Annotated in this window: 8 protein-coding genes; all 8 read right to left on the bottom strand. The window is 40.7% G+C overall.

The features are described from left to right. Nucleotides 1-7 precede the first annotated feature (7 nt). Nucleotides 8-3,280 carry a VCBS repeat-containing protein gene (locus tag Q0L00_RS08010; RefSeq protein ID WP_297336356.1) on the bottom strand — a complete coding sequence of 1,091 codons (3,273 nt, stop codon included), beginning with the start codon at nt 3,278-3,280 and terminating at the stop codon, nt 8-10. A 121-nt stretch (nt 3,281-3,401) separates the two neighbouring features. Next, on the bottom strand, nt 3,402-4,676 hold the full coding sequence (locus Q0L00_RS08005; RefSeq protein ID WP_297336355.1) for a glycan-binding surface protein: 1,275 nt from the start codon (nt 4,674-4,676) through the stop codon (nt 3,402-3,404). A 20-nt stretch (nt 4,677-4,696) separates the two neighbouring features. Further along, nucleotides 4,697-6,364, bottom strand: a complete 1,668-nt coding sequence (locus Q0L00_RS08000) for a RagB/SusD family nutrient uptake outer membrane protein (RefSeq protein WP_297336354.1) — start codon at nt 6,362-6,364, stop codon at nt 4,697-4,699. 18 nt (nt 6,365-6,382) lie between these two features. After that, nucleotides 6,383-9,538, bottom strand: coding sequence for a TonB-dependent receptor (locus tag Q0L00_RS07995; RefSeq protein WP_297336353.1), 3,156 nt, complete (start codon nt 9,536-9,538; stop codon nt 6,383-6,385). 566 nt (nt 9,539-10,104) lie between these two features. Continuing rightward, nucleotides 10,105-14,190, bottom strand: coding sequence for a two-component regulator propeller domain-containing protein (locus tag Q0L00_RS07990; protein WP_297336352.1), 4,086 nt, complete (start codon nt 14,188-14,190; stop codon nt 10,105-10,107). A 321-nt stretch (nt 14,191-14,511) separates the two neighbouring features. After that, a complete protein-coding gene (xylA, locus tag Q0L00_RS07985) occupies nt 14,512-15,825 on the bottom strand; it encodes a xylose isomerase (RefSeq protein WP_297336351.1) in 1,314 nt (437 codons plus the stop codon). A gap of 37 nt (nt 15,826-15,862) precedes the next feature. After that, nucleotides 15,863-17,365, bottom strand: a complete 1,503-nt coding sequence (locus tag Q0L00_RS07980) for an FGGY family carbohydrate kinase (RefSeq protein ID WP_297336350.1) — start codon at nt 17,363-17,365, stop codon at nt 15,863-15,865. 2 nt (nt 17,366-17,367) lie between these two features. Further along, the gene (locus Q0L00_RS07975; protein WP_297336349.1) at nt 17,368-19,011 is read right to left on the bottom strand and encodes a sodium/sugar symporter; all 1,644 of its coding nucleotides are present in this window, start codon (nt 19,009-19,011) and stop codon (nt 17,368-17,370) included. Between the last annotated feature and the right edge of the window lie 77 nt (nt 19,012-19,088).

Genomic DNA, 19,088 nt, shown 5'->3' with positions numbered 1-19,088 from the left:
ATGATTCTCAATAAATTAATAAGTTTTGATTGATTTTAAACTTCTCTATTCTTGGCGGACTTAATCCTACCCATAAAGTACTGTCGAATACTAAACTCGACCTGACATCCTCTTGCAGTTTTAACCCCATTTCATGCAGGGATACAACTTCCCATTCCTGATGCTTATTTTTATGAAGCAGTAATCCGGGATTGGCATCTAATTTTCCAATTTTTAACCTGCTGGCAGATTGATTTCCAAAAAGTAAGAGAGATTTTTTACCATCGGCCTGTTTTGTTATAGAAGAAACCGAATAGATCGGAGAAGCCTGGACCATTCTTGGTAATTTAATTAATTCAAATACACCATTGCGAAGCGTATAAAAAACAGATTCCAGGATCTCTGCTTTCAGAGTGTTTGATATTTCCAATTCTTCTTCGGTTAAAATATCAGCCATGGAAGATTCTGAAAAAGACTCATACGTGGGAAAAAGAGCCTTTTTTCGGTACATTTGGCTGACTAATTCATCTCTGCTAAAAAAAGGATATTCCTTTCCCTTTATTGGAATACTCATCAGAGGGTCCACAGACCCATTTCCGTCAAAATCCTCAAAATAAACTTTTAACGGAATTTCAGCGGTGGTTTGGAGTTTAGAGTTCAACCCCCAATTTCCAGCAAAAAGCTCTGGCAAACCATCTTGGTCTAAATCCTCTAAATGCAAAGAAGACCAAATCCCCGATTTGCCTCCCGGGAAAAACTCCTCTGTTCTATCTATCACAGCTCCTCCTTGCCACCCCAAAACACGTAACTGGTCAAACTCGGAAGCAATAACAATTTCATCCATACCGTCTTGGTCCAGATCTGAGGTTTTTGCAGCTGTAATCCGCTGCAGATTCTCCAATGCTACCATTTGAAAGCCATTGGCACTTCTAATCAAGAGCTGACTGGAGAAAGACTCAGGCCATCTTCCTGGAACATACCCTGAGCCTAGGAATATATCCTCCACCCCGTCTCCATTGGCATCCCAGAATGTTACAGACCAGGTTGGGTACTTCCCGTAGTCCCAGGCAGATTCCTCAAAATTTCCATCAGGAAGCTGAATTAAGACTACGTCTTTCAATGCTTTATTTCCAGCATAATAATTCCCGTACCCGCTTTTTGCCACATAAACATCCCTCAATCCATCTCCATTAATATCGCCCACAGCGAGAGAATGAATCGATTTTTCCTCTGCTTCATAAATTAATTTGGTTGCTATTTTGCCCGATTCACTTTCCAGATAAATCCTTCTTCCGTCAGAAATTAACACTTGGCTTAATTTTGAACCTTCCATAGTATCAAACTTTACCATACTGGTTTTGGGCTGGGAAAAAGCATAAAGCAATTGACTTTGCCTTTTAAAATCGTAGTACACATCCAATCCCTCTGCTGAAAAGGACTCCCCTAGAGGGGTAAAAATTGAAGATTTAATATCACTTTTTTGCCCAACTGGCTTGGCATCCTTTATCGAAATTGTTTGACGGAGATTTATTTCGGGATGTACTATTGTTTGAGCGTGTCCATTAGGCCAAAATATGACCAAAGAGTCAAGCCTGGCTTTACCCAAACCGAAGTGCATAATTGGGCTCACATTTCCCTGAAAACCTTTGTAGTACTGTTGCTCTTGATAATTGATTTTCCCTTCGTGATAGAGCGTGACTTTCGTACCTATTCCAAATGGATTTTTAGAATTTCCTTCCAAAACAAGCTGCAAATATTGATTGGAATCATTTAGAGAAGCTTGATTTTCGAATAGCTGCGCTGGTTCATTTAAATTATTGACAACTAGATCCAAATCCCCGTCGTTATCCAAGTCAGCGTAAGTTGCTCCATTGGAATTTCCAGGCTTGTCTAAGCCCCAGCTATCCGATACATTTTCGAATTGAATACCATCAACATTTTTAAATGCATAATTTCCGATTTTGGTAGCTGGCATTTCTTGAATCAATTTTTCGATCCCTGGGCCAGATACTTTCCCATTCTGCAAATATTCATTGCGGTAATTGATAAAATCAAGGTTGGTAAAATCTTTCAAAAACCCATTAGTAACAATTAAATCCGTAAAGCCATCATTATCAAAATCTGCTAAAAGTGGAGCCCAACTCCAATCAGTAGCTGATATTCCGGATAATTGTCCTATCTCTGAAAATGTACCATCTCCTTGATTGAGTTGAAACATATTCCGCATCAATTGATGGTGTAAACCGGCTTTCAGGAAAAGATTGTAATGCTCATAATTTTCAGGATTAAAAAGTAATTTTTGCCTTTTATTGTCTCTTGGAAGCATATCCAATGTAATCAAATCTAAAGCTCCATCCCTATTGATATCGGCAGCATCCACTCCCATGGTATACAGGCTGGTATGACCTATCCGTCTTGGCAATTCATTTTTGAACTTGCCATTTCCTTGATTGATATACAAATAATCCGGTGCGGAATAATCATTACCAAGATAAATATCCGGTAATCCATCTCCGTTAAAATCCGAAATCGAAGCTCCTAAACCATAACTCAATCCAGTCTGGGTCAAACCAGAACCTTCGGTAATATCCACAAAGTAATCTCGATCATTTCTATAAATTTTACTGCTGCTCAATGAATCAGAATTTCCGAGCATGCTTTCAAATGCTTGAATATTGAGATTGTTGAAAAGCCTTGGATTATGGTTTAACAACAATAAATCCAAATCCCCATCTCCCTCCAGGTCTGAAAAATATGCGGCTGTGCTGTAAGCTGAATCGTCTAATCCATACTCCTTAGCCATTTCTTTGTAATAGGGTATGCCCTCGGGATCAAGCCCCTGGTTCACGAAAAGTTGATTTCTTCTTTGATCATCGGACACATCTCCAGAATAACATAGGTAAATATCCTGTAAACCATCTGTATTAATATCCACCATCACTGCTCCTGTAGCCCAGGAATTTATCCTTCCTCCGGTACCAGTGGCTAGGGTAATATCTTTAAACTTTAGATTGCCCAGATTCAAAAAAAGCTTGTTTTGATCTTGGTTGGCTGTAAAGTAAAGATCCTCAAAGCCGTCATTATTGATATCTCCGACTGCTATTCCACCTCCATTATAAAAATATTGGTAGGTAAGAATATTCGAGAGAGATGTTTCTTGGATTTGATTTGTGAACTTGAGACCTGTAGAATCCGAAGGAATTTCTTCAAATAGTTTAAAATTCTCGGTTTTGGATTTTTGAAAACAAGAACAAACCATCCCAAAACATAAAATCAGGAAGATTTTTGATAATGAGCTCACACGCAAATCTGAATTCAAAATAGAAACATTAGGTTTATGCTTTATCCAAAACAAGAAATTAGAAAAACTCCGAGACAAAGGAGCATGTCTCGGAGTTAACAAACACTAGCTTGAAAAGAAGTTAATTAACTGCTCTTACTACCCTGATATTGTCCACACCTACTACTGCAGAAATATCTGATGATGAGCTGTTAATAATTAATATCCTAAGCTGCTTGACCCCATCTGCACCTCCAGCTAAAAAATCAGCATATGTTTCAAACCGCGAAGAGCCATTGGTAAGACGAGTCAGGTTTGTAGAAAAGGTATGCCAGCTACCATCAGTAGCCTTAATCACCTCAGTCAATGGGATATCATAACTTAGTTCACCGTTTGCTGAAGGATACCAAATTTGTACAATCAACCCTTCGATGGACTCTTCGGTGTTAATTGCCAGCTCAAAGCGAATATCAAAGTTTGCTGCCGGACTTGTCGGATCATATTCAGCTTCGGGGCTAGTTGGAAAAGGTTGACCACCACTCCAGGCAGCAAGGTTGATTACCTTATCATTGTTCCAGCCATAATTGGCCGGAAAAGCCTGATTCATTCCTCCAAAGTTACCCTCCAAGGACTCAATGCCCGGTTGACTGGGCTTGATCATTTCCCCGGAGATCCCCCAACCCCAATTCCATGGCCATTCAAGTACTCCATTGGTGTCAAAATCAGCTATCATACCTTTCCCTGCGTAGATTTGTGTATTCCTATTGGTCGATGAAGCGCCACTCCGGGTAACTACAGAGACCATTTGAGTCTCTGAAAAATCCAGGTTTTCGGGTACAGTAACGGTGAGCCGAGTCCCCGTACTGTTTGTTTCAAAGCCAGAAGTTACAAAAGCGTCTTGCCCTGGGAAATATACCGTATCAACGAAGTAAAAATACCGCCCATAAAGAGTCAATTCCTCCCCTGATCTTACATATTGATTTTTCACTTGTTGCACCTGTGGGGCAGGAGGCAAGGTTTGGAATTCATAAATTGCTTCTCCGCTACCGGTCACTAGTCTTAAAGTATTAGGAACATCCGGGTTCGTGGCGACAGTGGGTACTGAATCACTAACTGTCACAATCACCGAAGTATTGGTCACATAGGTAGGATTGATTCCTAATGGATAATCATTAAGAAATACCTGCTCGGTCCCTTTTAAATTGGTTCCAATAATTGCCAACGTGCTGCCTAAGCTAGCTGAGGTAAAGGAACTGTCAGCCGTACTGGGATCCGTGTTCCGCACCCTCTCTATTACAGGCATTCCCATTCCCATCCCCTCTTCATCTTGGCAGGCTCCAAGAGCCATTACTCCCATTAGCAAGATCGCAGGGTAAAAAGAGGTTGGTAGCGTGAATTTTTTATTTAATATTTTCATTTTCTATGCAGTTTGATATTTTAATTGTCGGCAGAAAAATCATAAGGAACTGCCGGTTTTCTCAAATTTGGAGCTCTGGATAATTCAGCTGAAGGAATAGGTATCTTAAAGTTGGATTCGTTTACCTGAAAATACCGAGGCGACTCATCATCTTCAGGAATTTCGATTTCCCAAAGGGTGGGATCGGGCAATCGATCTGCATAAATTCTAAAAGTACCCCTATCCTGATTAGATAAAATTTCATAGGCCAACTCCGGATTATAATATTCCAATTTAGTAAACTCATACCATGCCTGTCCCTCCATGGCAAACTCCCGAATCCGTTCCTCAAATATATCCTGCCAATTCACAGAAGTCTTGGCATTAACCCCGGCTCGTTCTCTGACCAAATTGACATAGGTTAATGCCTCTTGAGGATTTGTCTCCACTATCGCCTCCGCGTAAGTCAGGTAAACGTCCGCTAGTCTAAGGATATAAGTATTGATCTCGGTCCCTTGCTGAACTACTTTTCCATCGTTATCTTCCGGTCTGCCGACAACATATTTTTTTACCCACGCTCGAGTATTATATTCTCTACTCCCATCTGTATTTCTGGCCGGAACCCGAAGTTCCTGTGCAGACCCACCTGGAGGAACTTGGGTGATATACGGATAGTGATCACCTGGAAACATAAATGAAGCTTTCCTTCGCTCATCGAAGATCAAGTCATCGTAGAGATCAAGCATCCACTTAGAAGCGCCAATATCTCCACCCCAACCATCACCAAAACCAGTAATTTCAGAACCAAAAGCAAGAAAAGACTGCACCGTGTTTTGAGCTCCCCATTGGCCAGCTTGACCTGCGTTGTAAGTCCACTGCAATGCCGCTAGGGTCTCTTCGTTGTTGTTATTTTGAGTTTTGAATAAATCCTCATAATTCTCCATTAAAGCCGCTCCGCTATTATCTATCACACGCTTGGCAAAATATGCCGCAGAATCAAGATCTGATTGATTTCTTGTACCTGAGACCCCCGCTTTGGTAAGGTACATTTTTGCCAGCACACCTTCGGCTCCCCATTTGGTCAACCGACCTGGCTGAACGGCAGTTTCCGGAAGATTCTCTGCTGCAAATCTGAAGTCTTTGATGATGAATTGCCAAACGGATTCCTCTGTATTTCTAGCCAAGGTCGTATCTTGAAGCAAGGTTGTATTATTAGTTATAATCGGAACCGGACCCCAATTTTGGACCAAATAGGAATAAGCCAATCCACGCATAAACCGACCTTCAGCCAATCCATGATTCTTAATCCGATCAGTAACCTCAGGACCAGCAAAAGTCTGGATGTTGTTGATCAAGGAATTGGACTGTGCCACTACGTTGAAGAATGCTCTCCACGCAGCCCCATTTTCGGGCGTTTCGCCGGTAGTATTGAATCGGACATTCTCTAACTGATAGGAACCAGAGGTAAGAATCCCGCCTCTTGCATCCCCTATTCCATGACTGGCTTTATCGTTATAGGCAAACCAAACGATATTGTACAAAGGCGCGGATGCAGACAAAATTTGGTCATCATTTTGATAGAAATTGGCATCCACAATGGCGTCTAAGGGTGGCCTATCTAAAAATTCGTCCGAACAACCAGCCAAACAGCCTCCTAATAAAAGAGCTCCGATTACAATGAAATTTCGGGTTTTTATATTTGTCTTCATGTTTTAAATTTTCTGTGGTTAGAAATCAAGGGCTAAACTGAATGTGTACATTCTTGTCAATGGGTATCTACCATAATCTACACCAATGAGCTGATCAGCTGCGGATACATTATTTCCTACATAAGCACCTACTTCAGGATCAAATCCAGAATACCTTGTAAAGGTGAGCGCATTTTGAATTCCGAATGAAATTCTCCCCCCTCTTACCACATTTTGGTTACCCAAAAGAGTAGAAGGAATTGAATAGGCCAGCTGTACATTCTTAAGCCTTACAAAAGAACCATCCTCTACAAACTTGTCTGAAATTCTTGTTCCATTCCCGTTAAGGTCAGTTACCGTGATCCTAGGAACATCTGTATTAGGATTAGTCAAATATGGGTTTCCAGATTCGTCTAGTTCAATTTTTGCATAATCGAAAGTTTCCAAAAGCATATTTCTTCCCAAATTCACATTGTTAGGATTGATATTATTGAATTTGTTGAAGTTGTAAATCTTGTTTCCAATAGATCCTGTAAACAATAAATCAAGCGTAAAATTCTTAAAACTAAATTGCTGAGTGGTTCCGAAAGTGAATTTTGGCCAAGGGTTTCCTAAGAAGGTTTGATCTCGTTCATCAATAACTCCATCGCCGTTCTGATCCACATATTTAATATCTCCTACATAGATACCATCAACTCCAACTGGTAGCGGATTTCCTGAATTATCTACCGGTCTAGCGCTGGATTCCACCTCCTCAAGGGTTTGGAACAATCCATCAGTCTCATATCCTAAAAACAACCAAGGTGCTTGTCCAGGGATTGCACGTTGGGTGAAATTATTCATATACCAAGCAGTCCGGTCAATGAAAGCTGTTTCGGAGAAAAACTGAGTAACCTTCGTTCTAAAACCTGAGAAATTGAAGTTCGAATTCCAAGAGAAACCACTAGCCCTATTATCAATATTGATCGTGTTGATCGTTATACCGTAGCCTCTGTTTTCCAAAGCCCCGATATTAACGGTGGGCGTACCAATACTTCCTTCGCCAGAAGTCCCCATGTACCAAGGAAGTGGATTGGGAAGCAATAAGTTATCTGTCTTCTTCACATAGAAGTCCGCTTCAACTTGAACTCTATTATTAAACATGTTCAAATTAAATCCAACGTTTACAGTTGAAGTCCCTTCCCACTGCAAACCAGGATTACCAAATCTAGAAACCAAAAACCCTCCTCCAAAAGGGGTAGGAATTGACGGAGAACTTAGTGGAGCAAAAATTGCGTTTGCACTCCCTTGATTACCGGTAAGTCCAGTCTCGAAACGCAATTTTAATTCATCCATCCAAGTCACATCCTGTAAAAACGATTCTTCTGAAATTCTATAGGCCGCTGATAACGAAGGAAAAAAGCCCCACCGGTTTTCAGGACCAAAGTTTGCTGAGCCATCAGCTCTCAATGCCCCGAGCAAAATGTACTTCTCATCATAGGTATAATTGATTCTACCAAAATAAGACTCCATTGCCCAATGACTTGCATTGCCGGAGTTGGTGGCTCCCTGTGAAGAACCTAATCCTAATTGGGGGAGGTCATTGGAAGGGAAATTAACCCTTGATGCATTTAAAGATTCGTAAGTACTCCCCTGGGCTTCGTGACTGGCCATCAAATCAAAAGCATGTTTTCCAATTACCTTATTGTAAGTTAGCATCTGGTTCCAGTTCCAGTAAAAGCTATTATCTGTGGAAAGGTTAAGTTGATTTTGGTCATTGGTCACTACCCCAAGAGTATAGGTAGGTGTCCAAAATCTCCCTGTGCTATAGTTTATACTACCATTGACCATGGAACGGAATTTCAACCCTTCGATAATATCTACATCAACGTTAAATCCTCCAAGTGCCCCTCTTCGTTTAAAATTTCTGTCCAACAAATTAGCCAGTGCAATGGGGTTAGGAGGTGTAAACTGAAGACTTGATCCATTGATGGGGTCGGCTCCACCCCATGACCCGTCAGGGTTATACACTGGGATATTTGGGGCCATTTGAATGGCATTATTAATCACATCTGTGCTTCCGGTAGCCAATTGCTCATCCGTGTTGGAAAGCTGCAGATTCACTCCCAATTTCAACCATTTTCTGGTTTGATTATCAATATTTACTCTCAAGGAATATCGCTCGAAATTCGAACCTATTGCAATCCCTTCTTGGTCAAAATATTCCCCGGAAATGTAAAATTGAGTAATGTCATTTCCACCGGACAGATTTAAAGTATGCTTGTTTAGTCCGGCAGTTTTGAAAAGTTCTTGTTGCCAGTTGGTTCCTTCTCCTAATAAACTTGGATCAAGGAATGCCGCTGGAGGAGTTCCTCCAGTAATCTCATTGATTTCATTAATCATTGTTGCATATTGCTGGAGAGACATGGTAGGCAATGGAGTTGGCTTATCCTGCAAACTGTACAAATAATTGTAACTAATTTTTATTTCTCCTGATTTTCCTCTTTTTGTGGTAATCAAGACTACACCGTTCGTTCCCCTAGACCCATAGATAGCTGTAGCAGAAGGTCCTTGAAGCACTTCTATTGACTCAATATCACTCGGGTTTAAACTTGCCAACGGGTTAGTTCCTGAGGTTGCACCATAGGAAACAGTTGAAGGCTGTATCTGCACCCCATCGATTACATATAATGGTTCTGTTGTTCCGCTGATCGAACTCACTCCTCGAACATTCACTGAGATACCTCCACCTGGAGCTCCGGTGTTTTGGGTAACATAAACGCCCGCAGCTCTTCCCTGTAGGGCTTGTTCCACTGTAGTATTGACAGTACGTTCAATTTCTTCAGAAGAAACCGAAACTTGGGCCGAAGACATGTCCCTTTTTTTCATGGTACCATAACCTACAACGACCACTTCATCCAATGAAGCCATGTCTTCCTCTAGTGTTAAGTCTATGGTCGTTTGATTTCCCACAAGAACTTCTTGTGGTTTATAGCCAATAAAACTGTAGACCAAGACCGATTCGCTCGATGGTACAGTGATCGAATAAGTGCCGTCTCCATTGGTAGCGACACCGGTTGTGGTCCCTTTGACCAGAACCGTTACTCCTGGCAAAGGCAAGTTGTCACCACTGGAGCTTACAGTTCCTTTTACTGTAACCTGCGCATGTGCCATACCCGCCAGTAGCAAGAGCCAAAGTGGTAATAGTTTTTTCATCATATAGGGTTTAATTGTTGGAAAATGGAGAATGGATTAAGGAGTCAAAAAGAATATCTCTTTGCCTGTTATTTTTTCAAAAGAAATGAGTTGAAGTGTACATTGATTCTTGAAAATGGACTTAAGTGAGCATCACCATCTACCCATTTCAAGGAGTTCAAAGCCTTTGAAATTATTTTTCATAAGGTTGAAAAAATCTAATATAGATTTTAAGGATCCTGAAATTGGGTTTAATGCTATGACTGTGATAAATGTAAAGGGAGTGAATCTTATGGAGGGTATTCAAATGTTAACAATTAGGGCATCAAATGTTAATACGAAATTTTATTCTTTATTTTCCTATTTTTTTTATTGTATTCGATCAAAATCCGATCTATTATTAGGCTAAATAGAATATAAATTTGAAGTTTGAGACAAGAAAAAGAAGATTTTGAAGTTTTACCGCTCAGCAACGGACTTTTTACTCTCTCCAACCCGTTTCAAGGGGGGATTTAAAAAATGGGATAACAGACTCATCCTTTTTCCAAGGCTGTTTTAGGAAATAGAATTAAGCAAAAGAACATGATTTACTTTGCTTGATTGATTTGGCGATTTTGGAGATATTCCGATGGATTGAGACCAAATTCAAGTTTGAAATGCTTGGTAAAGTATTTGGCATTATTATATCCAACCATGTAAGCTACTTCGCCCACAGAATACCCACCCTTATTCAGCAAATCACAGGCGCGTTGTAAGCGGATCAAACGGATAAACTCTATCGGACTTTTTCCAGTGATGGATTGAAGTTTTTTATACAAAAGGACCCGGCTCATTCCGAGCTCTTTACTCATATATTCCACTGTCAACCCAGGGTCTTCCAGATGATTTTCCACAAAAGCGACGGATTTCCGGATAAACTGATCGTCTAAAGATTCGATTTGTGGCTTGGAAGCGGCAATCTGTATTTTCTTTCTGTTTTGAGATTGAACCAATTTCCGCTCCTTAAGAAGGTTTCTTACACTCAATAAAAGCACTTCCAAATTAAAAGGTTTGGTCAAATAAAGATTACATCCACTATCAAGTCCAAGAATCTGTGTCTGCTCTGAGTTTTTTGCTGTTAGTAAAATCACGGGAATATGTGAGGTACGAATATCCGATTTGACTTTGTGACAAAGCTCATTTCCATCCATCTGCGGCATCATCAAATCTGAAATGATCAAGTCAGGAATGTGCTTTTGGGCAATTTCCCAGGCCTGTATTCCCTGGGAGGCAAGTAAAACCTCATATTCTTCATGAAGGCAATCTTTAAGATAGGACCGGAATTCAGGATGATCTTCTACGATCAAAATGGATTCTTTTTTGTCGATGTTGGACCACTCTGAATCCTCCTCAGTGTCATCATCTTTATCCTCTGAACTGATTAAAGTAATGGGGATTTCAAGGGTAAACGTGGACCCATAATCAAGCTGACTGCTGACATGAATCTGACCCTGCATAATTTTTGCAAAATCCTGAGCCAAAGCCAATCCAATTCCGCTTCCTTGGTTAAGTTGAGATCCGTGTCCTTCAGTGGTGAAGTAACGGTCAAAAATTTTAACTTGGTCTTCCTTGGCTATTCCGATTCCAGTATCTCTCACTTTGAGCTGAAGAAATCCCAGTTCTTCCGTTTCTTGACTGATATCAACCGAAACATCAATCTCTCCTCCCTCTGGAGTAAACTTGAACGCATTGGAAAGCAAATTAAAGAGTATTTTCTCTAACTTGTCCGAGTCAAAAATGGCTTGCTGTCCGGGAATGTTGCTCTCAAAATGAAGAATAATGTGTTGGTTCTCCGAAAGCTCTTGGAAATCAGCAACCCCGGATTTCAAAAACTGAACTATATCTCCTTCGGAGGGATAAAAATCCAAGGTTCCCTTTTCTATATTTTTCACATCAATCAATTGATTGATTAGTTTTAGCAATCTTCTTGCGTTTCGCTGAATGATTTTATATTGCCCGGTTAAAACCTTATCCTTTGAATTTGAAATCAAATGTTCAGCAGGAGTCATAATCAGCGAAAGTGGTGTTCTAAATTCATGACTCAAATTGGTAAAAAATTTAGTTTTCATTTTATCAAGTTCCTGGATTCGCTGGCTTTCCAAGAGGGCTTGTTCTCGTTCAAATTTGTCTCTTTGCCTTTGTAAAAACTGATTTCGAAAATAAAGTACAAGGACAAAAATCACGATCAAGTAAAGAAAATATGCAAGAGGGGTTTTCCAAAAAGGTGCTAAAACTTCCAAATCTAAGGAATATTCCTTTTCGCTCCATCCATCCAAAACAGTCCCTGGCTGCACGACCAACGTATAGTATCCCGGGTCCAGATTAGTAAAGGTTACTTTAGCAAGATTTTCATTTAAATAAATCCATTCATTGTTAAAACCCAGTAATTTATATCGGTATTTATTCTTCTCGGGATAAAGAAAATTGAGCGCACTAAAACTAATTGAGAAGATGTTCTCATTATGTTTAAGAACTAACTTTTCTGTATAATTAAGTGCTTTGTCAAGCAATATTCGATCATTGATTTGCTGCCCTACTTTTACCTCTTGATTAAATAACTGTAAATCGGTAAAAACCACCGATGGGTCATTGCGCTCAAATGCAAAATTCTCAGACTTGAAAATATTATACCCATTGGGCCCCCCAAAGATAAAGGCACCATCCCGAGTATTGATTGCTGAATTTTTATTGAATAAGGCCGCCTGAAGCCCATCTTTTGGATCAAAGTTTTGAAAAGAAATCTTAAAGGGTTCCACAGATCGATCTATTTGGGCATACGAGAGGCCCAAATGAGAACTTATCCAAAGATTATGATTATCATCTTCTAAAAGATCAATTAAAAAAGGAGATGGCAAACCTTCTTCCAACCCATAATGGACGAAACTGCTATCACTTTCCTTAAAATATTGAAGTCCATTAATTGTAGTCAGCCATATTTGATCCTCTGAATCACGAAAAACCTCTGTCACATAAGCTTCTTTTAGACCGGATCGATCAGATTCAGAAAAATAAATACTAGTTCCTTTTTCGTAATTGACTACGTTTAATCCACTCCCCCCCGCTATCCAAATATTACCAAGCCGGTCTTCTTCAAAACTAGTAATATATTGATTATGAATATAGAAAGGCGGTTTTCCTGCTGGATAGGGTGCAAAAGTAACCCTATTTTCATCCAAGACTGCAAGCCCGGATTTTAGTGTTCCTATCCAAATTCTCCGCTTACTATCTTCAAAAAGTTTCCAAATACTTGGACCTGGAATTCCATTTTGATTAGTGGATTCATAGGTATAATTCTTAAAATTTTTCCCATCAAAAGACCCCAACCCATTGAGATATGTCCCGATCCAAAGGATTCCTCGATGGTCTATCATCAAATCTACAATGACATTGCCCGGCAAACTCCTCGGATTTTCCGGGTCATTTAGGTATTGAGTATAGGTACCCTTTATCCTATCATGGTAAATAAGACCTCCGCCGTTAGTACCGATAAAGAGATTACCTAAACTATCCTCCACAAAAGCATTCACATCATTAAACGGCAAAGAAGTATCGTCACCAAGACTTTTTTGAACATGCGAAAAGCGCAACAAACCCTGATGGTAAAAGGCAACGCCCAATTTATGTGTTCCTATCCAAACGATGTCTTCATGATCTTTGTAAAGGGAATAAACCACATTATGAGAAAGATTGGAATTCACTAACCCCTGATCTTTGAGATATATTACGCGCTGATTTTCTTTTTCAAGAATATTAATTCCTCCATGGTCAGTACCTACCCAAATCTCACCCTTTTCGACCTCAGTGATGGCTTTGACCATATTGTTATTAAGTCGGAAAGGCCCTTTATCATTTCGATTAGCCTTCACCTCTAAGCTTTGCCCATCAATCCAGTAAATTCCAGAATCCCGATCAGGGTCAAATATCCAAGCATCACCGTCGGAATCTACCATGATTTCATAATTTGCCGACTTAGGTAAATCAGAATTGGAAAGTTGAATCGATTGGATTACGCTCAATTGATTAGGATCCAACAAATCCAGATGACCTGAAGGATAAACTATCCAGATTTTTCCATCTTTTCCTTCAGCTATGGAGCTGATTTGATTTGACCTTATGCTTCTTTTGGAAGGATTCTTTTGAATTATTTCGGTCTTCTTTTCTTCCGGAAAGTAAATACTCAAGCCTTGATCTGGGTGAGTAAACCAAAATCGCTCTTGTCGATCCTGAAGCAACATTCCTATCGCATCGGATTTTAAACCATATTTACGGTAAAACTCCAAATCAGCTTTAATAAAAAATTCAGACTCTGGATTATATATGTCAAATAAACCGTTTACATTTTTAACCCAAAGCATTCCGTCGGGTCCAATAAATAGCTTGGTAATATTATTATGAGACAATGAGGCCGAATCCTTGGTACTCAAAAAGGATTTAATCCGAGTGCCGTCATAGCGGTACAATCCGTAAGCAGTTCCAAACCAAACCATGCCTTGCTTATCCCTGATTATACTTTGCACATTGGCATTGGACAGCCCTAGATTTTCATCCAATCTTCTAAAAACAAGCTGATTTCTTTGATTTTGTGCTAAGACGATTTCTGAAAATTGGTTGAATAACACCAACAATAACACCATTACACAAATTCTTTGATTACTCACCATTGTTTATTTCTTAAGAATGGGATTTTTACAAAGTAAAGGATTGTAGCTTGATTCTAGGTCAATTAGAAATAGAAAAAGTCCAATTGGATATGATCCATGGACTTTTTTCTGAGAGTTCTATAAGTACCTACCTACTTACCGATAAATTCTTCACATGGACTATAGGAAAGTCTAAATTAAATTGAAAGAGCCAGATTCCTTGAGCTAAACAAAGTGGAAACCCATTCCTCTTCTCCCTTTGCATTGGAAAGGAAATTGAAAACCCGACATCTCCCTATCAATTCACCTGTGATTTTAAATAAATCGATTCAGGAGATTTTCATAGTATTCCTGTTTCCCACTGATTTGCTGAGGCTCACCCACTTGCAAGGCATAATTTCGTAAATCCTCCAAGCCAAGGTTTCCTTCTTCAAACTCCTTTCCTTTCCCTTGATCAAAACTGGAGTATCGCTGCTTTCTTCGTTCCAAATAATCGGATTTATCCAAAATATCCTGGGCGATCAGCATGCTCCTGGCAAACGCATCCATACTTCCGATGTGAGCCAAAAACAAATCATCCATATCCGTGGAGTTTCTCCGAATTTTAGCATCAAAATTTACTCCTCCACCCTGAAGGCCCCCCGATGAGATTAACACGAGCATCGCTTCGGTCAATTCTTGCAAATTCAAGGCAAATTGATCCGTATCCCAGCCATTTTGATAATCTCCACGATTGGCATCAATACTTCCAAGCATCCCCGCATCTGCTGCTACCTGAAGCTCATGCTGGAAGGTATGCCCTGCCAAGGTGGCATGATTCACCTCGATGTTTAATTTGAAATCTTTGTCCAATCCATAATGTCTAAGAAAGCCAATTACAGTGGCCGAATCATAGTCGTATTGATGTTTGGTCGGCTCCATCGGCTTAGGCTCGATAAAAAAGGTACCTTTGAATCCATGCTTGCGGGCATAGTCTCTTGCCATGGTGAGGAATCTTGCCAAATGCTCAGTTTCCCGCTTCATATCGGTATTTAGCAGAGACATGTATCCTTCTCTACCACCCCAAAACACATAATTTTCTCCACCCAATTTGATGGTAGCATCCAGGGCGTTTTTCACTTGAGTCCCTGCAAAGGCCAGCACATCAAAATTAGGATTAGTCGAGGCACCATTCATATAGCGTGGATTGCTAAACACATTGGCTGTACCCCAAAGGAGTTTGATCCCTGTATCTTTTTGCTTTTGAAGCGCATAATCAGAAATTAGCTGCATCCGTCGTTCATACTCCGCAAGCGTGGGCCCTTCATCGATCAAATCAACATCGTGAAAACAATAATAGGGGGCTCCGATTTTTGAAATAAACTCGAAAGCAGCATCCATTTTATCTTTTGCGCGCTGTACCGGATCAGGATCAGCATCCCAGGGATGGGTAATCGTTCCAGGACCGAAAGGATCCCCTCCAGTTCCACAGAAGGAATGCCAATAGGCAATTGCAAATTTGAAATGCTCTTTCATGGTTTTGCCACCAATGATTCGATTTTCATCATAGTAGCGAAAAGCAAGTGGATTATCACTTTCTTTTCCCTCGAATGGTATCTTATCGATGCCTTTGAAATAAGTCTTCGACATAATTTGGTTTTTTAGGTTTAAAAGGTTTTTGTGTTAATTATAGATTCATTTTTTGGATTTGCTCCAATTGATTTTTCCAGCGGGAGTAAACTTCTTCATATGGCTCAAAGAAATTTTCATTGGGTTCAAAGGTCTCCAACAGCTCCAGTCCTTGAAAAGCCTCTGACTCTCCATTGAAAACACCGGCTCCAATTCCAGCCCCTCTTGCGGCCCCCTGAGCTCCATCGGTATTGTAAAGCTCTAGGTTGACTCGATTCATGTGAATAAAGGTTTTCCTGAAAATCGGACTAAGAAACATATTGGCTTTTCCGGCCTTGACCGTGGTTAAAGTCATCCCCATGTCCTGCATGATTCGGAACCCAAAAGTCAAGGCAGAAACAATTCCTTCTTGCGCGGCTCTCAACACATGATTTTTGCTATGCTTCAGCAGGTCTAATCCAATAAGATGTGCTCCAACATGACGATTTTGCATAATTCGCTCGGCGCCATTTCCAAAGGGGATAAACGTCAGACCTTGCGATCCAATTCCTGCCGAAGACGCCAGATTATTCATCTCATCGTAACCGATTCGATTCCCCCCCATCAATCGCCGGGTCCAACTATTGAGAATACCTGTCCCGTTGACACAAAGAAGCACGCCATAGGATGGCTTTTGCTCCTGATGATTTACATGAACAAAGGTATTTACGCGTGATAAGGGATCAAAAAGTGGTTCTTCGCACACCCCATAAACAGTCCCCGATGTTCCTGCCGTAGTCGCCAATTCCCCCGGCTTTAGCACTTGAAGAGAGAACGCATTATTGGGCTGATCTCCAGCCCGATATGCTACTGGAACTCCGGCCTCTATCCCCGTTGATTTTGAGGCTTGCGAAGTAACCGTACCTTGGACCGAATACGAAGGAACAATTTCTGGAATCCAATCCGGATTGATTTGGTAGTGATCCAAGACTTTTTGGCTCAATCCATTGGTTTTAAAATCCCAAAAAATTCCTTCGGAAAGTCCCGTTTCGGAGGTTTTAATCTCTCCGGTCAACTTCATGGCGATAAAATCACCGGGAAGCATCATTTTGTGAATTTGCCCAGCAATTTCAGGTTGATTTTCGATGACCCACCTTAATTTTGATGCAGTGAAATTTCCTGGAGAATTCAGTAGATTTTCCAAGCAATAGGCTTCCCCAAGGCTTTTAAAAGCTTGGTCTCCAATAGGTACTGCGCGACTGTCACACCAAATGATCGAGGATCGAAGAACTCGGTGATTTTTGTCCACCAATACCAAGCCATGCATCTGGTAGGCAATACCAATCCCTTTGAGCTCTCCTTTTTTGACCGAAGCTTGGGAAAGCACATGGTGAGAAGCTTGCTGTACATACTTCCACCACATTTCCGGATCTTGCTCGGCAAAGCCATCCTTTGGGGCATCAATGGGCATTTCCTCTTCAGGAAACGCTTTCGCAGCGATAGCTCGTCCAGTATCTGCATTTAATAGGGAAGCTTTCACACTTGAGCTCCCGATATCCAATCCTAATAATAGCTTTCTCATCTTTACCAGAATACAATATAAAGTGCTGCAATAATTCCCGAGATGATAAATGCACCAACCTTAAAGGCTGAACTTGTTTTAAACAACTCCCTGCTGATTGCAATACTGTTTGGATGATCCTTTCCTTTTCCTTCAATCAATGAAATTACAATCATTAGGGTGGCCAAGATCAGGAATACCACTCCCATTCGATCGATAAACGGCAAAGCTGGAAAACCCAATTTTAACACGACTGAAAGCGGTATACTGAGCCCCGCTCCAACCAGAGCCGCATTTGAAGTGGTCTTTTTCCAGAATACTCCAAAGAAGAAAATCGCAAAAACACCCGGGCTAATAAAACCAGTGTATTCCTGAATAAATTGAAAAGCCTGATCCAGCTGCCCAAGCGCAGGGGCTACAATTGCAGCAACGATAAAAGCAACCCCAGCAGTAATTCGTCCCACTTTAACTTGGGTGGATTCGGAAGCATTTTGACCAAAGTATTTTTTGTAAATATCCATGGTAAAAATTGTTGAGGTACTGTTAGCCATAGAAGCCAATGAAGAAACAATTGCTGCAGTCAAAGCTGCAAAAGCCAAGCCTTTGAGCCCCACAGGAAGAAGTTGAAGAAGGGTCGGATAAGCACGGTCAGATTTGGTCAAGCCTGTTATCGGATCTTTCATTGATTCGATAAATTGTACATCGATGCCATTTTTGACAATTACCCAAGCGGCAATTCCTGGAATGACTACGATCAATGGCATTAATAATTTCAAGAATCCGGCAAAAATCATCCCTTTTTGTGCCTCATCAAGACTTTTGGCAGCCAGGGCCCGCTGAGTGATGTACTGATTGAAGCCCCAATAGCTTAAATTGGTAATCCACATCCCCCCTACTAAAACAGATATTCCCGGCAAATCCTGATAGGCATCATATGTACCTCCTTTTCCATCGGGAATCATCATTTCCCCTTTAGACAAAATCATGGAAAAATGACCCGGCACCTCTTGCCGAAGTAATCCCAATCCTTCCCAGGCATCTCCGCCACCGACCATCTGTAGAGCAATATAAGTAGTGGCCAATCCGCCAGCGATTAAAAATACGACCTGAATCACATCGGTCCAGGCAACTGCTTTCAATCCTCCATATATTGAATAAATCATGGCAAAAAGTGCCAATCCAATAATTCCATAAACCATGGGAACATTCAAGATGGTATTCAAACTCAAAGCCCCCAGATACAACACAGAGGTTAAATTGACAAATACATAAAGTAAGAGCCAAAAGATTGCCATGGTCGTACGAACTCGAGTATCATAGCGATCCAGGAGAAATCCAGGCATGGTATAAATGCCTTTCTTAATATAAATCGGTAAGAAAAATATCGCAACTACCAGCAAAGTAGCTGCGGCCATCCATTCATACGTCGAGATTGCCAAACCTAATGCAAAACCCGATCCTGACATTCCGATAAATTGTTCGGCTGAGATATTGGAAGCGATCAGGGAGGCACCGACTGCCCACCAAGGCAACGCTTTGGAGGCTAGAAAATAATCAGAAGAGTTTTTAACATGACCTTTTTTCTCCTGAGAGACAAAAAGCCCCATTCCGATAATTAGTAAGCAGTATCCAATAAATACTGCCAAATCCAAGGGTTCTAAGAGCATATAGAATAATAGGTTAGTTTTTGGGCAAATCGTTTTGGTATAGGACTAATTTGTAAAATACAAACCGTTAAATATAA

Origin of the sequence: Algoriphagus sp., from assembly GCF_024305035.1 — a bacterium.
In the GTDB taxonomy this organism is placed as follows: Bacteria; Bacteroidota; Bacteroidia; order Cytophagales; family Cyclobacteriaceae; genus Algoriphagus.
Note: the sequence above shows the minus strand (reverse complement) of the source record. Positions and strands in the feature narration are given on the sequence as shown.

What these genes read in the sequence shown, in the direction of transcription:
- Q0L00_RS08005 (WP_297336355.1), bottom strand. Translation starts at nt 4,676, where the DNA reads ATGAAAATATTAAATAAAAAATTCACGCTACCAACCTCTTTTTACCCT.
- Q0L00_RS08000 (WP_297336354.1), bottom strand. Translation starts at nt 6,364, where the DNA reads ATGAAGACAAATATAAAAACCCGAAATTTCATTGTAATCGGAGCTCTT.
- Q0L00_RS07995 (WP_297336353.1), bottom strand. Translation starts at nt 9,538, where the DNA reads ATGAAAAAACTATTACCACTTTGGCTCTTGCTACTGGCGGGTATGGCA.
- Q0L00_RS07990 (WP_297336352.1), bottom strand. Translation starts at nt 14,190, where the DNA reads ATGGTGTTATTGTTGGTGTTATTCAACCAATTTTCAGAAATCGTCTTA.
- xylA (WP_297336351.1), bottom strand. Translation starts at nt 15,825, where the DNA reads ATGTCGAAGACTTATTTCAAAGGCATCGATAAGATACCATTCGAGGGA.
- Q0L00_RS07980 (WP_297336350.1), bottom strand. Translation starts at nt 17,365, where the DNA reads ATGAGAAAGCTATTATTAGGATTGGATATCGGGAGCTCAAGTGTGAAA.
- Q0L00_RS07975 (WP_297336349.1), bottom strand. Translation starts at nt 19,011, where the DNA reads ATGCTCTTAGAACCCTTGGATTTGGCAGTATTTATTGGATACTGCTTA.